The organism is Sphingobacterium zeae (genome assembly GCF_030818895.1).
GTDB lineage: Bacteria > Bacteroidota > Bacteroidia > Sphingobacteriales > Sphingobacteriaceae > Sphingobacterium > Sphingobacterium zeae.
Map to the genome: position 1 here is coordinate 465,963 of NZ_JAUTBA010000001.1, position 15,813 is coordinate 481,775.

Sequence of the window (15,813 nt, forward strand, 5' to 3'; positions counted from 1 at the left end):
TAATTTTATCCTAAACTATTAGGACAACATGAGTAATTTTCTACCAAATGCTTTAGTGAAAAAATTAGGAGTGAATCCGTTATTTGATAAAGACGCATTTATTAAAGTACATGAGGAGGGGATTCGGGCTACAGCAATACGCCTTAATCCAAATAAATTGGAAGAATGTCCATTTGACAGTAAGGGTAAAGTGCCTTGGTGTAAAGCAGCTTATTATCTTCAGGATCGTCCAGTGTTTACATTAGATCCTTTATTCCATGCAGGTGCTTACTATCCGCAAGATGCTTCTTCCATGTTTATAGATCATATTATTCAATGTTTGAAGCTAAATTTACATGCTGTCCGCGCGTTGGATTTATGCGGTGCTCCCGGTGGAAAGTCCACGTTATTAAATAGCAGCCTCCATCCCGATTCGCTCTTGGTTGCCAATGAAATTATTAAGACCAGAGTTACAATTTTGCAGGACAATTTAATGAAATGGGGAAATGCTAATACAGTAACAACAAATAACGATCCAGCGGCCTTTAATCGTCTTCCTGGATATTTCGATTTAATGGTAGTCGATGCGCCTTGCTCTGGATCCGGTATGTTTAGAAAAGATGCCGATGCCATAGAGGAATGGTCCGAAGCTAATGTGAAACTTTGTAGTGAAAGGCAACAACGTATTTTGGCTGAAAGTTTGAAGGCCTTGAAGGAGGGGGGCTATCTATTCTATTCAACCTGTTCATATTCCTCAGAGGAAAATGAAGACATCATTGATTGGCTACTGGATAGTGGCGATTTCGAATCTGTTGATATAACCGTTGAAGATAATTGGGGAATTGATCATACATTCTCTATGAAGCATCGCGGACACGGCTATCGGTTTTATCCCCATAAATTAGGGGGGGAGGGTTTTTTTATTGCTGTTCTTAAGAAAGTTGGTGAACAGGAGACGTTCAATAGAAAAAGAATTAAACCCGAAAAGTCAGATGTGCCTAAAGGGATTTTGAATGATTGGATTTCAAATAGCGATAGTTTGCACACCTTCCTTCATCATGAAGATGTGTATGTTTTTCCAAAAATTTACGAAAATGATCTAAAATATCTTCAAAATGTACTGTATCTCAAGAATGCAGGAACTAATGTCGGAAAGCTCAATAGAAAAGAGCTAATACCAAGCCATGCATTGGCTTTGAGTAATTATTTAGTAGAATATAAGGCGGTTGACTTATCGCTTGAAGACGCGCGTAACTACCTTCGAAAGGAAAATATCTGTGTGGATACATCATTTGCCGATGGTATTCAAGGGTGGGCAATAGCAAGGTTTCAGGGCCAACGATTGGGGTGGATGAAGGTATTATCTAACCGAATCAATAACTATTATCCCAAAGAGCTTCGGATTGTAAATTTATAAGATCTGCTTGTAGATCGCTGAATTGAATTTCGGGAGTGCTTTCTTATAAAAGCTTTGCTTAAGAAAGGTTGACGATAATTGAACAGATATCTTCGGCAACCTCTTCTTTCGATTTTAGGCTAAACTCATGGATATTCCCTGATCGTTCAATTATAGTAACTTTATTAGTGTCGGTCGCAAAACCTGCTCCTTTATCCTGCATGGAATTGAGAACTATAAAATCTAGGTTTTTTCGAATCAATTTATCTTTGGCATTTTCCAGCTCATTATTTGTTTCCAATGCAAATCCAATAAGCAGTTGTTGCTCACTCTTTTTAGCTCCTAAAGTAGCCAAAATATCAACTGTTTTCTTTAGTTCAATAGCGAATTCGTTTTCTTTCTTTTTTATTTTTTGGGTGGCTACATTAATGGGAGTGTAGTCTGCGACAGCAGCGCTCATCACAACAATATCGGCGGCTTGGAAGTGTTCTTCACAAGCAACTAACATTTCGGCTGCTGAGGTCACTGAAATTTTAAGAACACCTTCAGGATTTTTCAGAGCGCAAGGTCCTGAAATAAGCGTGACATCCGCTCCAAGTTCTTTGAGTTGCGCAGCGATGGCATAGCCCATTTTTCCACTTGAGTGATTGCCAATAAAGCGGACTGGGTCTATAGCTTCATAAGTAGGGCCAGCAGATACTAAGGCTTTCTTTCCAGATAAAGCGAGGCCTCGCTCTGAAAATTTAACTAAAAAATCCATTATTTCTTCTGGCTCAGCCATGCGCCCTTCACCTATCAATCCGCTAGCTAATTCCCCGTTTCCCGGGTGAATTAAGATATTCCCGTAAGAACCTAGCTTTTTAATATTAGATTGTGTAGAGGGGTGTTTCCACATATCTAAATCCATCGCCGGAGCAAATAGCACTGGACACTTCGCTGATAGATATACGGCTGTTAGCAAGTTGTCACACAATCCATTGGCCATTTTGGAGATGGTATTTGCTGTTGCAGGAGCGACTAAAATGTAATCTGCATTTAAAGCAATTTCAACATGATTATTCCATTCCCCGGTATTCGGCTGATAATAATCTATTAAAACGGGAGTTTTGGAAAGTGTGGAAAGCGTAAGCGGGGTAATAAAGGCTGTCGCTTCTTTTGACATGACTACGTTAACTTTAGCTTCCGCTTTTACCAAAAGGCGGATAAGGGATGCAATCTTGTATGCGGCAATACTGCCGCATACAGCAATTACAATATTTTTCCCAGCTAAAGCCATTTTTTAAGGATTAGTCCTGCTCTTTCGAAGGATTTCTGTAATACACTTTATCGTGTAAAAATTCATCGATTGCAACCAAAGTAGGCTTTGGCATACGCTCATAATGTTTTGAAATCTCTATTTGCTCGCGGTTTTCGAATACCTCTTCCAAGTTATCGTTATTACTTGCAAATTCTGCAAGCTTTCCGTTCAATTCTTCTTTAATGTCTACTGCAATTTGGTTCGCGCGTTTAGAAATAACTACAATAGATTCATAGAGATTGTCAGTGCCTTTGTCCAATTGTCTCAAGTCACGTGTAACTGTAGAATTTGGAATTGAATTATTATTTTTTTGACTCATCTTTTTGGGTATTTTCTTGTTCTTTTTTCGCCTTTTGTTCTTTGATATATGCTTCCTGTTCTGAAAGAGCCTTATTATACTCTTTCACCTGGGAGAGTGCAGTTTTAATACCTTTTTCAGAATTTTCCCGAAGGGATTCTGCCTCCTTCATATGCTTGCTGTTTGGAAAATTACTTGCGAAGTTACGGTAATAATCCAAAGCTTCATCAAATCTACTTTCTTGTTTCAGGAAGATACTTTTGGATGCATAGATGTATTGAGCCTTTAATGTCAAAAACTCAATTTCTTCTGCATATTTTGTGTCAGGGTATTCTTTTAGGACATTTTGCAAAGCAATGACCGCCGCCCTATAATCATCGTTAAGGCCCATGTCGTAATACAGTCTTGCATTGGCAAAAGCTTTAAGCTCTAGCTTATCTCTTAATTTTTGAATAAGATCCGACGCTTCTTTAGATCGCTCAGATTCAGGATAAAGATTGACAAAGAGCTGTAATGCGTCAATTGCTTTTCGTGTATTTGCTTGATCCAATGTTGATCTTGGCGAATCCAAGTAATAGCAATATGCATGCATAAATCTACATTCTTCAGCTCTTGCACTATTGGGATATACATCAGCAAAATCTTTAAAGTGAAATGCCGCTGACGTATAATCTTTCAGACGATAGTTGGCAAATGCCAAATAATAGTAAATATTTTCTGCTTCAGCTTGTCCACGGAATTTCGTCCGCAAGTCATCAAACAAAACTAACGCCTTGGTATATTTCTTTTTTTCATAAAGTTTTACAGCCTCTTCGTACTTTTGAGCGATGTTATTGCTTGCTCGCAATTTCTCAAATTTACTCTTACAACCAGTAAATACCAATAGAAACATCATGCCGGCACAGATAGCCGCTATACGCCTATTTAAAAACATTTTACAAAGATAAGTGAATTTGTTATACTAATCAATTAAATTTTATTGCGCAATATAGTTTAATAATTTTTTGATCGCAAAAACAAGATTTCTTATTAACATACTTTAACTCGATGAGCAACCTACGAGTAAGATATTGTCATATACTTGTTGTTTTTGTGGGGGTAGTTAGGCCTAAGAATATACATTTTAAAATATTTGACTATCTTTACATATTACAATCATTGAATAGCATTAAGAGTATGACATTAAAAGAAAAAGTTGAGCAAGCATTAGATACCTTGAGACCATATTTGGAAACTGACGGCGGAAATGTGAGTGTCGAAGAGATCACAGCGGATAATGTCGTGCGTTTAAAATTATTGGGAGCATGTGCTTCATGTTCAATGAGCATCATGACCTTTAAAGCTGGCTTAGAGCAGGCAATAAGGAAGGCTGTTCCTGAGATTACAGCTGTTGAGGCAATTAACTTAACGGATCCCGACTCTCCTGACGCGACTCTACCCCCTGTTAATTAGTTGAGCTCTTAACACAATTTAACGGCAAGTTCGGCTGCTTTTGTTTAATTTTGTTCTATGAAGTTGCTGGTTTCAATATTTCTTATTTCATCTTTTACTTTTTTCTTCTCTGCATCACATGCTCAGGAGAGGAAGATTGTTCAATATTCAGGTATTGTCACAACCGTTGGATCTGGGCTTCCAGTTGGTTATGCAACAGTCACTAATTTATCATTTAGAAATGAAGCATTTGCCGCAAATAATGAAGGTTACTTTTCTTTTGTAGCACATGTCGGAGATACCATTCGTTTTACATCTGTGGGGTTTGATCCTTTAGTGGTCACTATTCCTGAAGTCAAGGGAGACAAATATACTGCAAATATCGTTATGCAAAATCTCGTTACCGAACTACCGATGGTCACCCCATATCCCTGGGCAAGCATTGAGGAGTTCAATATTGCCTTTATGAATCTGGACGTTTCCGAAGATAATATTGTGAGAGTAAGAAGATCATTATCTTATGAATCCTTAGCTGCAATGGCTGCAGTAATACCGCGTGATGGAAACGAAATGCGATCAATCAACAATGCACAGAGCTTCAATACAATGAATAATAAGGTTATCAATCAACGATATGCTAATCCGTTGTTAAATCCTTTTGCTTGGGGTAATTTAATCCAACAGATTACTAAGGGTAGTAAGAGTCGAAAAACTTCAAATTATTAATTTGTTGTCTTTAATTTGCTTAATTCTTTGACGCTTACTTTGGCAGAAAAGTAAGAGACTAGCGCAGAAATTCCAGTTACCGTTACAAACACTAAAAAGTAGTCGCTCCATTGATTTACCATAGGGTAACTGTCAATAATCGTATTTGCACCGTCTTCTACGCGAATAATTCCATAAGTTGATTGGATATAATTAAATATAGCGCCTATCAATAGCCCTAACAAACAACCTATAATAGCTATCATGAGTCCTTCGTAAAAAAAGATACGCTGAATCAGATCATTACCACCGCCAAGACCTTTCAGAATTGTCATATCCTTTTGTTTGTCTAGTACCAGCATCGTTAGAGAACCCACAATGTTAAATATGGCGATAACGCTAATCAAAGTCAATATAAAGAAAACCACCCATCGTTCTACGCGTACATTTTTATATAAAGTTGGGTTTTGTTCTTCTCTATTCTTTACGGTATAATCAGCTCCGATTTTCTTTTGTAGTACTCGCTCGAACGCATTGATATCTACGCCCTCTTTTAGATAAAACTCAATTGAAGAAACCCGCTCATGTTCTCCAAGAACCTCTTTGGCGAATGAGATTGGGGTAATGATCAAATTGTCGAAATCTTGTTGATAACGCAATACAGCGCTTGGAGTGATTGACCGTATATTAAATTCCTCAGCAGGATTTGATGAATTCTTTACCCCTTTTCTTGGGGAATAAACTTGAATCTGCTCAGCAGGGTTTTGCAATGGAATGCCTAGGTTGGCCTGCACACTTGCGCCTAGAATGGCCAGATTAGTAGAATCTTGTGTAAGCTTGTATTGACCGTCTACAAGAACACTGTCTCCGGTTGTTTTACTTAGTGATTGCGGCTCAATTCCCTTTATATTGGCAATAAATTGTCTGTTTGAATATTGCAGTAATACCTTTTCTTGCAGAACTTCAGTGTAATGAATCACATTGGGGTCTTTTCTTAATTCCTCAAATGCTGTACTTTTTGTATCGAAAAGTTTTCCTTTGGAGGGTTCTATCTTGAGTTCTGGAGCAAACTTACTGTACATAGACAAAATAAGTTGTTCCATTCCATTGAAGGAGGAAAGCAATATAATCAATGCAGCACTACTTACCATTACACCAATTACACTAATGGATGAGATAATATTAATGGCGTTGACAGATTTCTTGGAAAAAAGATATCTTTTAGCAAATAGAAAGGGCAGATTCATGACTCTTATTGTCGAATAAAAGGATTGGAATTTTTTTCAAAGCCAATCGTTGTGGACGGGCCGTGCCCAGGATATACAACGGTATCATCGGGCAAAGTATACAGTTTTGATGTTATACTATCTAACAGCTGTTGATGATTGCCTCCTGGAAGATCTGTCCTACCTATGCTGTTGCGAAAGAGTACATCTCCTCCAATTAGAAATTTTTGATGAGCTGAATAGAAGCAAATATGTGCTGGAGAATGACCGGGCGCAAGGATGACTTCTAGTGCGTCATTATCCAAGTAAATGGTATCACCGTCATTTAAAAATGTTTCTCCAATTGGGGAGATGTCATATCGGATGCCCATTTGAGGGGCATAATTCTGAACAGCTACTAAGATAGGTACTTCACCTTCATGAAACTGTGGCAGCAAACCAAATTTTTCATAGACAAAATTATTTCCTAAAACATGGTCAATATGGCAATGTGTATTTAATAGAAGTTTAGGTTGAAGTTTATTGTCGGCGACAAAACGTGCTACTTCTTGCTGCTCTTGCTCGCCGTACATGCCCGGATCAATGATAATTGCATTTCCTGACTCGTTGTATAGTAGGTAAGTATTTTCCTGATATGGATTGAAAGTAAATGATTTGATCGTAAGCATAGTGGTAAAATTACAGATTTTATTGATTTCTTACTATGGAAAGATTAACTATTCCAAATTTCCCAATTCTTTTCCGCTTGAAGGACCAACATTTCATATCCATTTTTGATTCTTGCTCCCATTTGTTTACTTTTTCGTAGAAATGTAGTTTCCTCTGGGTTGTAAATGAGATCATAACAAAGATGGTTCTCATTTAAAAATTCGTAAGGGATTTTTGGCGATTGTTCTGTATGGGGAAAAGTACCAACAGGTGAACAGTTAATAATCACCGTATGGTCTGCTAGGATAGCAGCATCCAATTCATCATAAGTCAACTGGTCCGCTTTCTTGCTTCTACTTACAAGGGAGTGCATTATTCCAAGTCGATTCAGTGCGTAAATTACTGCCTTTGCAGCACCACCATATCCCAATATTAAGGCCTTTTTATCAACTTGGGGATCTATTAGCGGTTTTATTGAAGCCTCAAAACCATAGGCATCAGTATTGTAGCCTTTTAGCCTTGTTGTGCCATCTGCTGTATGGCTGATTCGAATACAATTGACGGCTTGAATTGCGCTAGCCTCTTCCGAAAGCTCATCCAAATAATTCATAACTTCAATTTTATAGGGAATGGTCACATTCACACCATAGAAATCTTTATTGGAGGCAATTTTTGAAAAATCAGCTATCTGAGGGATAGGATATAAATCATAATCCACATCGGTAATTTGCTCTTGGCGGAATTTTTCTAGATAATATTTTTTTGAAAAAGAATGCCCTAATGGGTATCCTATTAGCCCTAGTTTTTTCATTTAAAGTGGGAAAATTAGATTATTGGAATATAAATGGCTCTTTAATTTTTATATCCGGTCATCCTTTGACGATGACCGGATAAAATGCCTATACTATATTAATCTTTCGGCTTTGTATATTTTTTCACAATTTCGATGATAATCTGATTCCCTTGAAGCTGTGGGAGATAATCAAAAAGGATATGATACTTATCCGGATCAGTTGCTAAACCAAGTTCCAAAAAGTTCAGTGCGTCGTTATATTGTCCATTGGCGAATAGATAAGCAACGACCCGATAGTATAATTCTGCCGCATTCGGATTCTGTGTAATCGCATTGGAAATCACATCAATAGCCTCTTCAATTTTAGTTTGTTCAAATAGAATTGAGGAATAATCCAGCCATGCATCGATATCTGTTGGATTCAAGCTAACGACTCTTTTATAAGCTTCCTCTGCTAGATCTATTTGCTGTAATTTATATCGTGCATCGGCGATGGCAAACCAGTAATCTGGATTTGTATCCTCCAATTCCAATGCTTTTTTATAAAAGTGTAGCGATTCAAAGTAACGTTCTTCGAAATCTAGGGTAACACCAATGCCAAACCAGGCATCCGCAAGTTCCGCATCTAATTTGACCGCCTTTTTATAATAGTTGCGAGCTTCTTCCATCTGCTCCAGTTTTTCATAACATTCACCTATTGCGCAATAGGTATCAGCACTGGGTTGCTCATATTCAAATGTTTGCTTGTACACGTCCAATGCTTCTTGGTAGCGATCTAAATTGACCAGAGCATTTCCCTTATTGAAATAAGCTGAAGAAAAGTCATCCTTGATCAATATTGCATAGTCATAAGCGTCCAATGCTTCTTCAAACCGGCTGATCTTATGATATGAATTGCCCAAGTTATACCACGCATAATAGGAGTAAGGGTCTGAATCTATATATTTCTTATAAAAGGAGATACTTTCTTCTTGCCTATTCAATACGTCATAACAATAAGCCAATTCATAAAGTGCTTCTTGGTAATCCATATTGAGTTCAAGAGCTTTTTTTAGATAAATGATAGCTTTATCATAATTCATTTGGGCCTGAAATATCATCGCAATATGGAAATACACCTCATCCTTATTGTCCAACAGGGGAAGAGCTTTAAATAGCTGTTCCAAGGCATCATCGAATTTTCCAATACTCCCCAGTATACCGCCGCGGATCAAAAATATATCTCCTTCGGAGGCTTCTAATAGTTCCGCTTTATCCAATGCTGCGAGTGCATTCTGATATTGTTGAATCGTTGAAAACAGTTGCGCTTGTTTCAATAGAAATGTAATATCAAACGGATGCTGGCTGATTGCGAATTCCGCGACCTGTAGCGCCTTAACAGGATCATTTTTTTCTGCGTAGTAGTCAATAATTCCTTCAAAAGCTTTGGAGTCAAAAAAATACTGATCCTCGTTTCGAAGCATTTCCTCATATCTGTCCACCGAGATTTTTCTTTCTTCGGGGTTCTCAAATTCAAAATCCTCTTCCATTCTCAAAAGTTTAAAATCAGTATCCTGTTCTTTAATTCAAAATACTAATTTCTTATCTAATTTGATGGAACTAATTTTCCACAAATTGGATATCGTTGACAAAGTTAAGGATAAATACGTGTAAAATGAAAAAGCCGGCTATAAAGCCGGCTTTTACTATAATGGTATATATTGTATACAATTATTTTTTGATCTCAACGCGACGGTTTTGAACGCGACCTTCTTCAGTAGCATTAGATGCAACTGGGTTTTTCTCTCCATAACCGTTAGCAGTGATGCTTGATGAAGAAACACCAGCGTTTACTAAATATTGTTTTACAGAGTTAGCACGGTCTTTAGATAAAGTCATGTTATAAGCTTCAGAACCTTCAGCAGACGCATAACCATCTAATTGTACAGATGCATTGTTATCACGTAACTCTTTAGCCAATTTGTCTAATGTAGAGTAAGATGAAGTTTTCAATACAGAGCTATCAAATTCGAATTGAATTGGCGCATAGTAACCGTTAGAAGTAGTTGAGCTAACAACTGGCTCTGGGAATTTGATTGGACATCCTGAACCATCTACTGGAGTACCAGCTGGAGTTCCAGGGCATTTGTCAAATTTATCAGATACACCGTCACCATCAGCATCAGCGCTTAATGTGTTAACAGTACCTTCTAAAGTGCTTACACGTTGTTTTAATGCTTCAACTTCGTTTCTCAATGAAGGATCTTTCAACTCATCGTACATTGTAGCAACTGGGTTAGCAAAAGTCAAGTTTTGTTTGTCTCTTGAACCTAGAGTAAATTCTAAACCAGCCATTACTGTAGAGAATTTACCTTTATAATCTGTACGAGCTGGACCATACAATAAGTTATCATCAGTGAAGTTCATGGTGTAACCTAAGTTCAACGCAACTACTTCAGATAATTTAAATTTAGCACCAACACCTACTGGAACGAAAGCTGTTAATTTGTTATCGCGGTCACCTTTGCGTTCGCGATCTCCAAAAATACTTGATCCCCATTTCTGACCATCAGGATTGTTCGCTACATTATATACTTCTGTACCTGTGAAGTCATTATTAGCAAATTGAATAGGATTATTTGCTAATACTCCTAAACCTACTTTAGCATAGAAGTTAACTGCATTTTCTCTTCTCAAGAAATCGATAGTACCCAATTGGAATACACCGTTCAAGCTAGCAGCCCAGTTTACGTCAGTTTGTACCGATTTTGCACCCAAAGAATTTTCTGCAATAGGTCCAGATTGATTGTGATTGTAAGTTTTGATCTTACCACGGTTTGCTTCTAATTCTAAACCAAAAGTGTGAGAGAATTGTTTACGAATAGTTAATCCGTAGTATTCACCAACTTTGTTTTGGAAGTAACCAACTTTTTGTCCAAAAGCATTTGATCCAGGAAGAATTGTGTTTGGTGTAGTAATACCACCTTGCACTCCGATAGACCAAGTTCTGTATTGTGATCTACCACCGAATACTTGTTGAGCTTGCGCTGTACCAGCAAAACCTAAAGCGGCAACTAATGTAGCAGCAACAGCTGTTTTTTTAATTGTAGAATAGTTCATACTCTTGTTTTTAAGGTTATTATTAATTTTAATTGTTTTCAAACTTAATTATCTTGTATTAACACTTTGAACAGTACAATTGCCGTGCCAAAGTCTTAAAGTTATGTTAAATATTTTGTTTCCGCTATATTTTGTACTAAATTAAGGATTTAATGTGAAACAACAAAACAAAAATCCGCTACGAAAGTACCAAATTTTTGTTTTGTTTCAATACGTTTAAGAAAAAAATTAAGGTTTTTTTTTCTAAAGCAAATAATGTACAACCAATAGCGACAATCCACCTAACAAGGCTGAAACCGGAATAGTTAATATCCAAGCCCATAACAAACTGATTGTAACTCCCCAGCGTACTGCAGAAACACGTTTAACGACACCAACACCTATGATTGCTCCGGTAATGGTATGTGTGGTAGAGGCCGGAATTCCAAAATGTTCTGTAATACCTAATGTTACCGCTCCCGCTGATTCAGCACAAACTCCTTCCAATGGTGTAACTTTTGTGATTTTGGTTCCCATTGTTTTAACTATTTTCCACCCACCACTCATCGTTCCGGCTGCAATAGCCGCATAACAAGTTAATGGAATCCACTCGGGCATGTGTTCAGTTGTTGGGACATAGCCACCTGCTACCATAGCGACCAGGATAATTCCCATCACTTTCTGAGCGTCGTTACCTCCATGTGCAAAACTTAGGGCGGCAGAGGAAACAAGTTGTAATATTTTGAACCATTTTTCGGCAACACTTGGTCTGGAGTTTTTCGCCAGATTAATGACAAGTAGTGTAATGATGACGGAGATGGTCATACCGATGATCGGAGCGAGCACGATAAAAGCAATAATCTTTAAGGTAGCATCAATATTGATAGCATGAATTGGGTCTGCGCCCAGAATAAAGGCATACGCCATACCCGAACCAGCAAATCCCCCGATAAGCGTGTGTGAAGAACTTGACGGTACGCCGTAATACCATGTGAACAAGTTCCAACCAATTGCTGCTAATAAACCCGCAAAAATTACTTCTAATGTGATATATTCTTCCAATACTGTTTTTGCAATGGTATTGGCGACCTTATGGTCTGTAAAGTAGAAGTATGCGGCAAAGTTGAATATTGCAGCCCATAAAACTGCCATTGCTGGCGTTAAAACTTTTGTTGATACAACTGTCGCAATTGAATTGGCTGCATCATGGAATCCATTGATGTAGTCAAAAGCAATTGCAAGGACAATCACGACAACGAGTAATGTTGACATCATAATCTCGTAAAATTTTTGTGCACTTATATCGAATGATTATGCGTTTTTAACTAGAATGCTTTCTAATACGTTAGCAACATCCTCACATTTATCCGTTGCATCTTCCATTGCAGACAACACTTCTTTGTGTTTAATTAATGAAATTGCATCTTTTTCAAACTCAAATAGGTCAGCTACAGCCTTATCGAAGATATAATCTGCTTTGTTTTCAACACTATTGATACGCACGCAGGAATCTGTAATGTTTCGGATATTTTTTAAGTCTCTGAGTTCATGAATAGCTTTTGACACATGTTCAGTGGCTTCAACCAACAAGTCCGCAATTTCTATCATTGGTTCAGTAGCTTTTTCAACCTTATAAAGGTCCATTCTGTTGGCAGCACCGTGAATAAAATCGGCTACATCATCCAATGAACTCGCCAAAGAGTGTATATCTTCGCGATCGAAAGGAGTGATGAAATTCTTTCCTAACTCCAAATGAATTTGATGTGTGATATTGTCGCCCTTGTGCTCCAAATCTTCCATCTTGCGCGTAAAATCTTTTTTCTTCTCAGGATTGCTTGAGTTAACAATATCTTTTAACAACTTTGACATCTCGATCAAATTGTTGCCGGCTTGTTCAAACAAAGGGAAGAATTTTTTGTCCTTTGGAACGAAGTACTGAAAAATGCTATTTAAAGACATATCTTAAATTTATTTTTACAAAAGTAATACCTTAATGTTAAGTTAATGTTAACATTGATTTTGTTTAAACACAAAAGTGTCATCATTGTTTAGTTTCCAGCTTGTACTTTTTGTAACGTGAAACCAAAAGTGGTTCCGATACCTTCTGTACTGCGCACATTGACATTTTGTTGATGTGCTTCAACAATATGCTTAACGATCGCTAACCCTAGCCCAGATCCTCCTATATCGCGTGATCGGCTTTTGTCAGTTCGGAAAAAACGTTCAAACACGCGGCTGAGATTTTTTTCCTCAATGCCATAGCCGTCGTCTGTAATTTCGATAAGCACCTGCTCAAATAAGGGAAAAATCTTAATTTTTGTTGTTCCGCCTTCTTTTCCATATTTCAAAGAGTTGTCTATCAGATTGTACAGTACCTGATGTATTTTATTGCGGTCTGCCTTCACCCAGTGTGGTGTGCCGGCCTTGGGTCTGAATTCGATTTTGATGTTGTGCTGTTTGGCTTTGTCTTCAAGGGATTCTGCGGTGTCTTTGATCAGGTCGACAATATCAAATTTCTCGATATTAAGGACCATTTTGCCAGATTCCAATTTGGATATCTCATCAAGATCCAGAATTAGATAATTAAGTCGATCAAGATTTCGTGCAGCCTTGTTGAGGAAATTTTTTGCCATTTCCATATCCTCTTCCATAAGGCCATCCTGCAGTGTCTCAATGTAGCCCTGTGTAGCAAAGAGTGGTGTTTTGAATTCATGTGAAATGTTGGATAGAAACTCTCTTCGAAATTTTTCCTGTGATTTTAATTGTTCTATCTCATTTTTTTTATCTTTTGCCCATGCTTTCACTTCGTTTTCAGCATCTGTAATAGGATCCTCGCTAATATGTTCTCCGATGGCATCTTTAAGATCTTTGCCAAGTTTGAGATTGTGAATGAGTTTATACATCGTGTTGAGACGGCGATATATATATTTCTCAAATAAATAGTTAAATAGAAGAAAACTCGTTACCACTGTAACACAGAAAATGATCAATGCTGTCTGCAGCTCGTGTTTATAATAAAAGCTGATCGTGGATATTGCAACACCAACCGCTGCTGAGTTTGCTAATAATAATTGTCTAAAATTCATTTGTTGAATAAAAAAGGCCCCTGATTTGGAGCCTAAGTTACTTATAATGATATTAATAAATTGTTAAAATTTTCCGATAATGGTTTTTGCTCCTGTAACTTTGTCACCAATGTTGACATTAATTTCAGTACCTAACGGCAGGAATAAATCTACGCGGGAACCAAATTTGATAAAACCAAACTCATTACCTTGCACCACTTCGTCCTTTTCTTTTATATACCATACAATACGGCGCGCCAGGGCTCCTGCAATTTGACGGAAAAGAACCTCTCTCCCTGCTTTATCTTTGACAACGACCGTCGTTCTTTCGTTATCTGTGGATGATTTGGGATGCCAGGCCACTAAAAATTTTCCAGGATGATATTTAAAGAAAGTAACCAAACCACTAATAGGATTTCTGTTGACATGTACATTAACTGGCGACATAAAAATCGAAACCTGAATACGTTTATCGTGGAAATATTCATTTTCTTCAGTTTCTTCGATAACAACAACTTTCCCGTCAGCCGGACAAAGAATTATGCCATCTTCAGGATTGAACACTTTTTTAGGACTTCTGAAGAACTGAACAACTGTAATAAACAGGAATGCTGATAGCGCATAAATAAACCATTTGACATATTGCGAAGCATCATAATAATCCGCAACTGCATTGATAATAAAGATAAAAAGTACAGCGATTGCTAATGTGGTGTATCCTTCTTTATGAAATTTCATATCTATTTATTTCTGCAAAGATAGTTATTTACTCGAATTGTCTATTTGTCTTTCAATTTTAATTGAATGGGTGTATACTTTTGCATCATTCCCCGTTGTAATACTACCAGATACTTTAATGAGGTCATCCTGTGGCTTATTCTCTCTATATGTAGGGAAATAGAAATCAATGCTTTTTGCAATGCCGCTTAAGATTCCGTCGAAAGACTCACTCCCAGAATCCGAAACTAACTTAAGGTTTCTCAGATTAGCCATTCCTGTTTTCTTTACCTCCACCATATAAGAGAAGCTTACTTGTTGGCTAATTTCAATTCCCTTTTTATTGAGATTATCGTTAAATCTTTTCGCGAGGAAAGCATAAAAGTTAGCATAGTCATCAAAACTGCACGATTTGCTGTTAAACAGTTCTGCCCGCATGAAATAGTCATAAGGTAGGATACTTAGCGACAAGAAATCTTCATTGTTAAGTTCTCCATTGTCATCATATGTCGTCGTAAGCACACCATTCAAAAACCGTTGTGTCATCGCATACACAGGCTGCTGGCCAACATTATAAAAATAAGTATTCCAGTTTCCTTGTGGCTTGCCATTTTTCACCTTCCCTTTACGTAGGTAAAAATCAAAGCCAAATTCGGTAAAGCCTTCAAAGGGAATGGAAAATTCATAGTTACCTTCACCATCCATTACCTCTTGCCTTCCCCTATTGTCCCAGTAATCTTTAATAAAGTAGCCTTGCTCGCTATATGTGATGGTTAACAACGGCTTTCCGTCAGGATAGTAATATTTCCAGTCACCAGTAGGAAAATTATTTCGGAAAGTTACCTCCCATTTTAGCACGCCGTTTGGATGATAAGCTTGAAACAAGCCCTCTTTTTTACCGTCTGTGTAATTTCCGACGAGTATTCTATTGCCATTGGGCGCAAAATCGCGAAATTCACCTTCGAATGACTGTTTGGTAAAGTCGAATCTACTCACACGCTCAATGGATTTAAATTCGCACTCCTTCGAAACCAGATAGTAGTATTTGTCGAAATAAAAACGAATCAGCCCTCGATCTAATTTTTCGTAGAATACAGGCTTCTCATCCTGTGCGTGAAGGTTTGTAAAACTACACACAGAAATGAATAACAATAGATGGATGAGTTTTTTTATCATAATA

The 15,813-nt window shown here is 37.5% G+C and carries 16 protein-coding genes; 3 read left to right on the top strand and 13 right to left on the bottom strand.

Translation table 11 applies throughout. The features are described from left to right. The first annotated feature begins 28 nt into the window (after positions 1–28). Positions 29–1,396 carry an RsmB/NOP family class I SAM-dependent RNA methyltransferase gene (locus QE382_RS02025; protein ID WP_307184471.1) on the top strand — a complete coding sequence of 456 codons (1,368 nt, stop codon included), beginning with the start codon at positions 29–31 and terminating at the stop codon, positions 1,394–1,396. 58 nt (positions 1,397–1,454) lie between these two features. Here QE382_RS02025 and coaBC read toward each other — a convergent pair whose 3' ends face one another. Genes coaBC through QE382_RS02040 form a run of 3 tightly spaced genes read right to left on the bottom strand, consistent with a single transcriptional unit; the run spans position 1,455 to position 3,904 of the window. After that, on the bottom strand, positions 1,455–2,651 hold the full coding sequence (coaBC, locus tag QE382_RS02030; RefSeq protein WP_307184472.1) for a bifunctional phosphopantothenoylcysteine decarboxylase/phosphopantothenate--cysteine ligase CoaBC: 1,197 nt from the start codon (positions 2,649–2,651) through the stop codon (positions 1,455–1,457). 10 nt (positions 2,652–2,661) lie between these two features. Then, complete coding sequence (locus QE382_RS02035; protein ID WP_075990346.1) at positions 2,662–2,991, bottom strand: DNA-directed RNA polymerase subunit omega; 330 nt, start codon at positions 2,989–2,991, stop codon at positions 2,662–2,664. Further along, positions 2,975–3,904, bottom strand: coding sequence for an outer membrane protein assembly factor BamD (locus QE382_RS02040; protein ID WP_307184473.1), 930 nt, complete (start codon positions 3,902–3,904; stop codon positions 2,975–2,977). The genes QE382_RS02035 and QE382_RS02040 overlap by 17 nt, the downstream gene beginning before the upstream one ends. A gap of 242 nt (positions 3,905–4,146) precedes the next feature. Between QE382_RS02040 and QE382_RS02045 the strand changes: the two genes are divergently transcribed. Together QE382_RS02045 and QE382_RS02050 are read left to right on the top strand one after the other, a co-directional pair. Further along, a complete protein-coding gene (locus QE382_RS02045) occupies positions 4,147–4,422 on the top strand; it encodes a NifU family protein (protein WP_307188005.1) in 276 nt (91 codons plus the stop codon). A 57-nt stretch (positions 4,423–4,479) separates the two neighbouring features. Further along, a complete protein-coding gene (locus QE382_RS02050; protein ID WP_307184474.1) occupies positions 4,480–5,127 on the top strand; it encodes a hypothetical protein in 648 nt (215 codons plus the stop codon). Here QE382_RS02050 and QE382_RS02055 read toward each other — a convergent pair. The 10 genes from QE382_RS02055 to QE382_RS02100 form a co-directional block, all read right to left on the bottom strand. Beyond that, positions 5,124–6,353, bottom strand: coding sequence for an FtsX-like permease family protein (locus QE382_RS02055; RefSeq protein ID WP_307184475.1), 1,230 nt, complete (start codon positions 6,351–6,353; stop codon positions 5,124–5,126). The genes QE382_RS02050 and QE382_RS02055 overlap by 4 nt on opposite strands. Before the next feature lie 5 nt (positions 6,354–6,358). Continuing rightward, positions 6,359–7,000, bottom strand: coding sequence for an MBL fold metallo-hydrolase (locus tag QE382_RS02060; RefSeq protein WP_307184476.1), 642 nt, complete (start codon positions 6,998–7,000; stop codon positions 6,359–6,361). 44 nt (positions 7,001–7,044) lie between these two features. Beyond that, complete coding sequence (locus QE382_RS02065) at positions 7,045–7,791, bottom strand: shikimate dehydrogenase family protein (RefSeq protein ID WP_307184477.1); 747 nt, start codon at positions 7,789–7,791, stop codon at positions 7,045–7,047. Positions 7,792–7,889: 98 nt separating this feature from the next. Continuing rightward, positions 7,890–9,302, bottom strand: coding sequence for a tetratricopeptide repeat protein (locus QE382_RS02070; RefSeq protein ID WP_307184478.1), 1,413 nt, complete (start codon positions 9,300–9,302; stop codon positions 7,890–7,892). A 181-nt stretch (positions 9,303–9,483) separates the two neighbouring features. Then, positions 9,484–10,872, bottom strand: coding sequence for an OmpA family protein (locus QE382_RS02075; protein WP_293957337.1), 1,389 nt, complete (start codon positions 10,870–10,872; stop codon positions 9,484–9,486). A gap of 243 nt (positions 10,873–11,115) precedes the next feature. Continuing rightward, entirely contained in the window at positions 11,116–12,126 is a 1,011-nt protein-coding gene (locus QE382_RS02080; protein ID WP_307184479.1) for an inorganic phosphate transporter, read from the bottom strand. 36 nt (positions 12,127–12,162) lie between these two features. Further along, positions 12,163–12,810: a DUF47 domain-containing protein gene (locus QE382_RS02085; RefSeq protein ID WP_209582087.1), complete on the bottom strand. Its 648-nt coding sequence runs from the start codon at positions 12,808–12,810 to the stop codon at positions 12,163–12,165. Positions 12,811–12,899: 89 nt separating this feature from the next. Next, on the bottom strand, positions 12,900–13,937 hold the full coding sequence (locus tag QE382_RS02090; RefSeq protein ID WP_307184480.1) for a sensor histidine kinase: 1,038 nt from the start codon (positions 13,935–13,937) through the stop codon (positions 12,900–12,902). 63 nt (positions 13,938–14,000) lie between these two features. Further along, positions 14,001–14,654 (bottom strand): phosphatidylserine decarboxylase family protein, encoded by a 654-nt coding sequence (locus QE382_RS02095; protein ID WP_307184481.1) that lies wholly within the window; start codon positions 14,652–14,654, stop codon positions 14,001–14,003. 24 nt (positions 14,655–14,678) lie between these two features. Beyond that, positions 14,679–15,809 carry a toxin-antitoxin system YwqK family antitoxin gene (locus tag QE382_RS02100; RefSeq protein ID WP_307184482.1) on the bottom strand — a complete coding sequence of 377 codons (1,131 nt, stop codon included), beginning with the start codon at positions 15,807–15,809 and terminating at the stop codon, positions 14,679–14,681. Positions 15,810–15,813 lie beyond the last annotated feature (4 nt).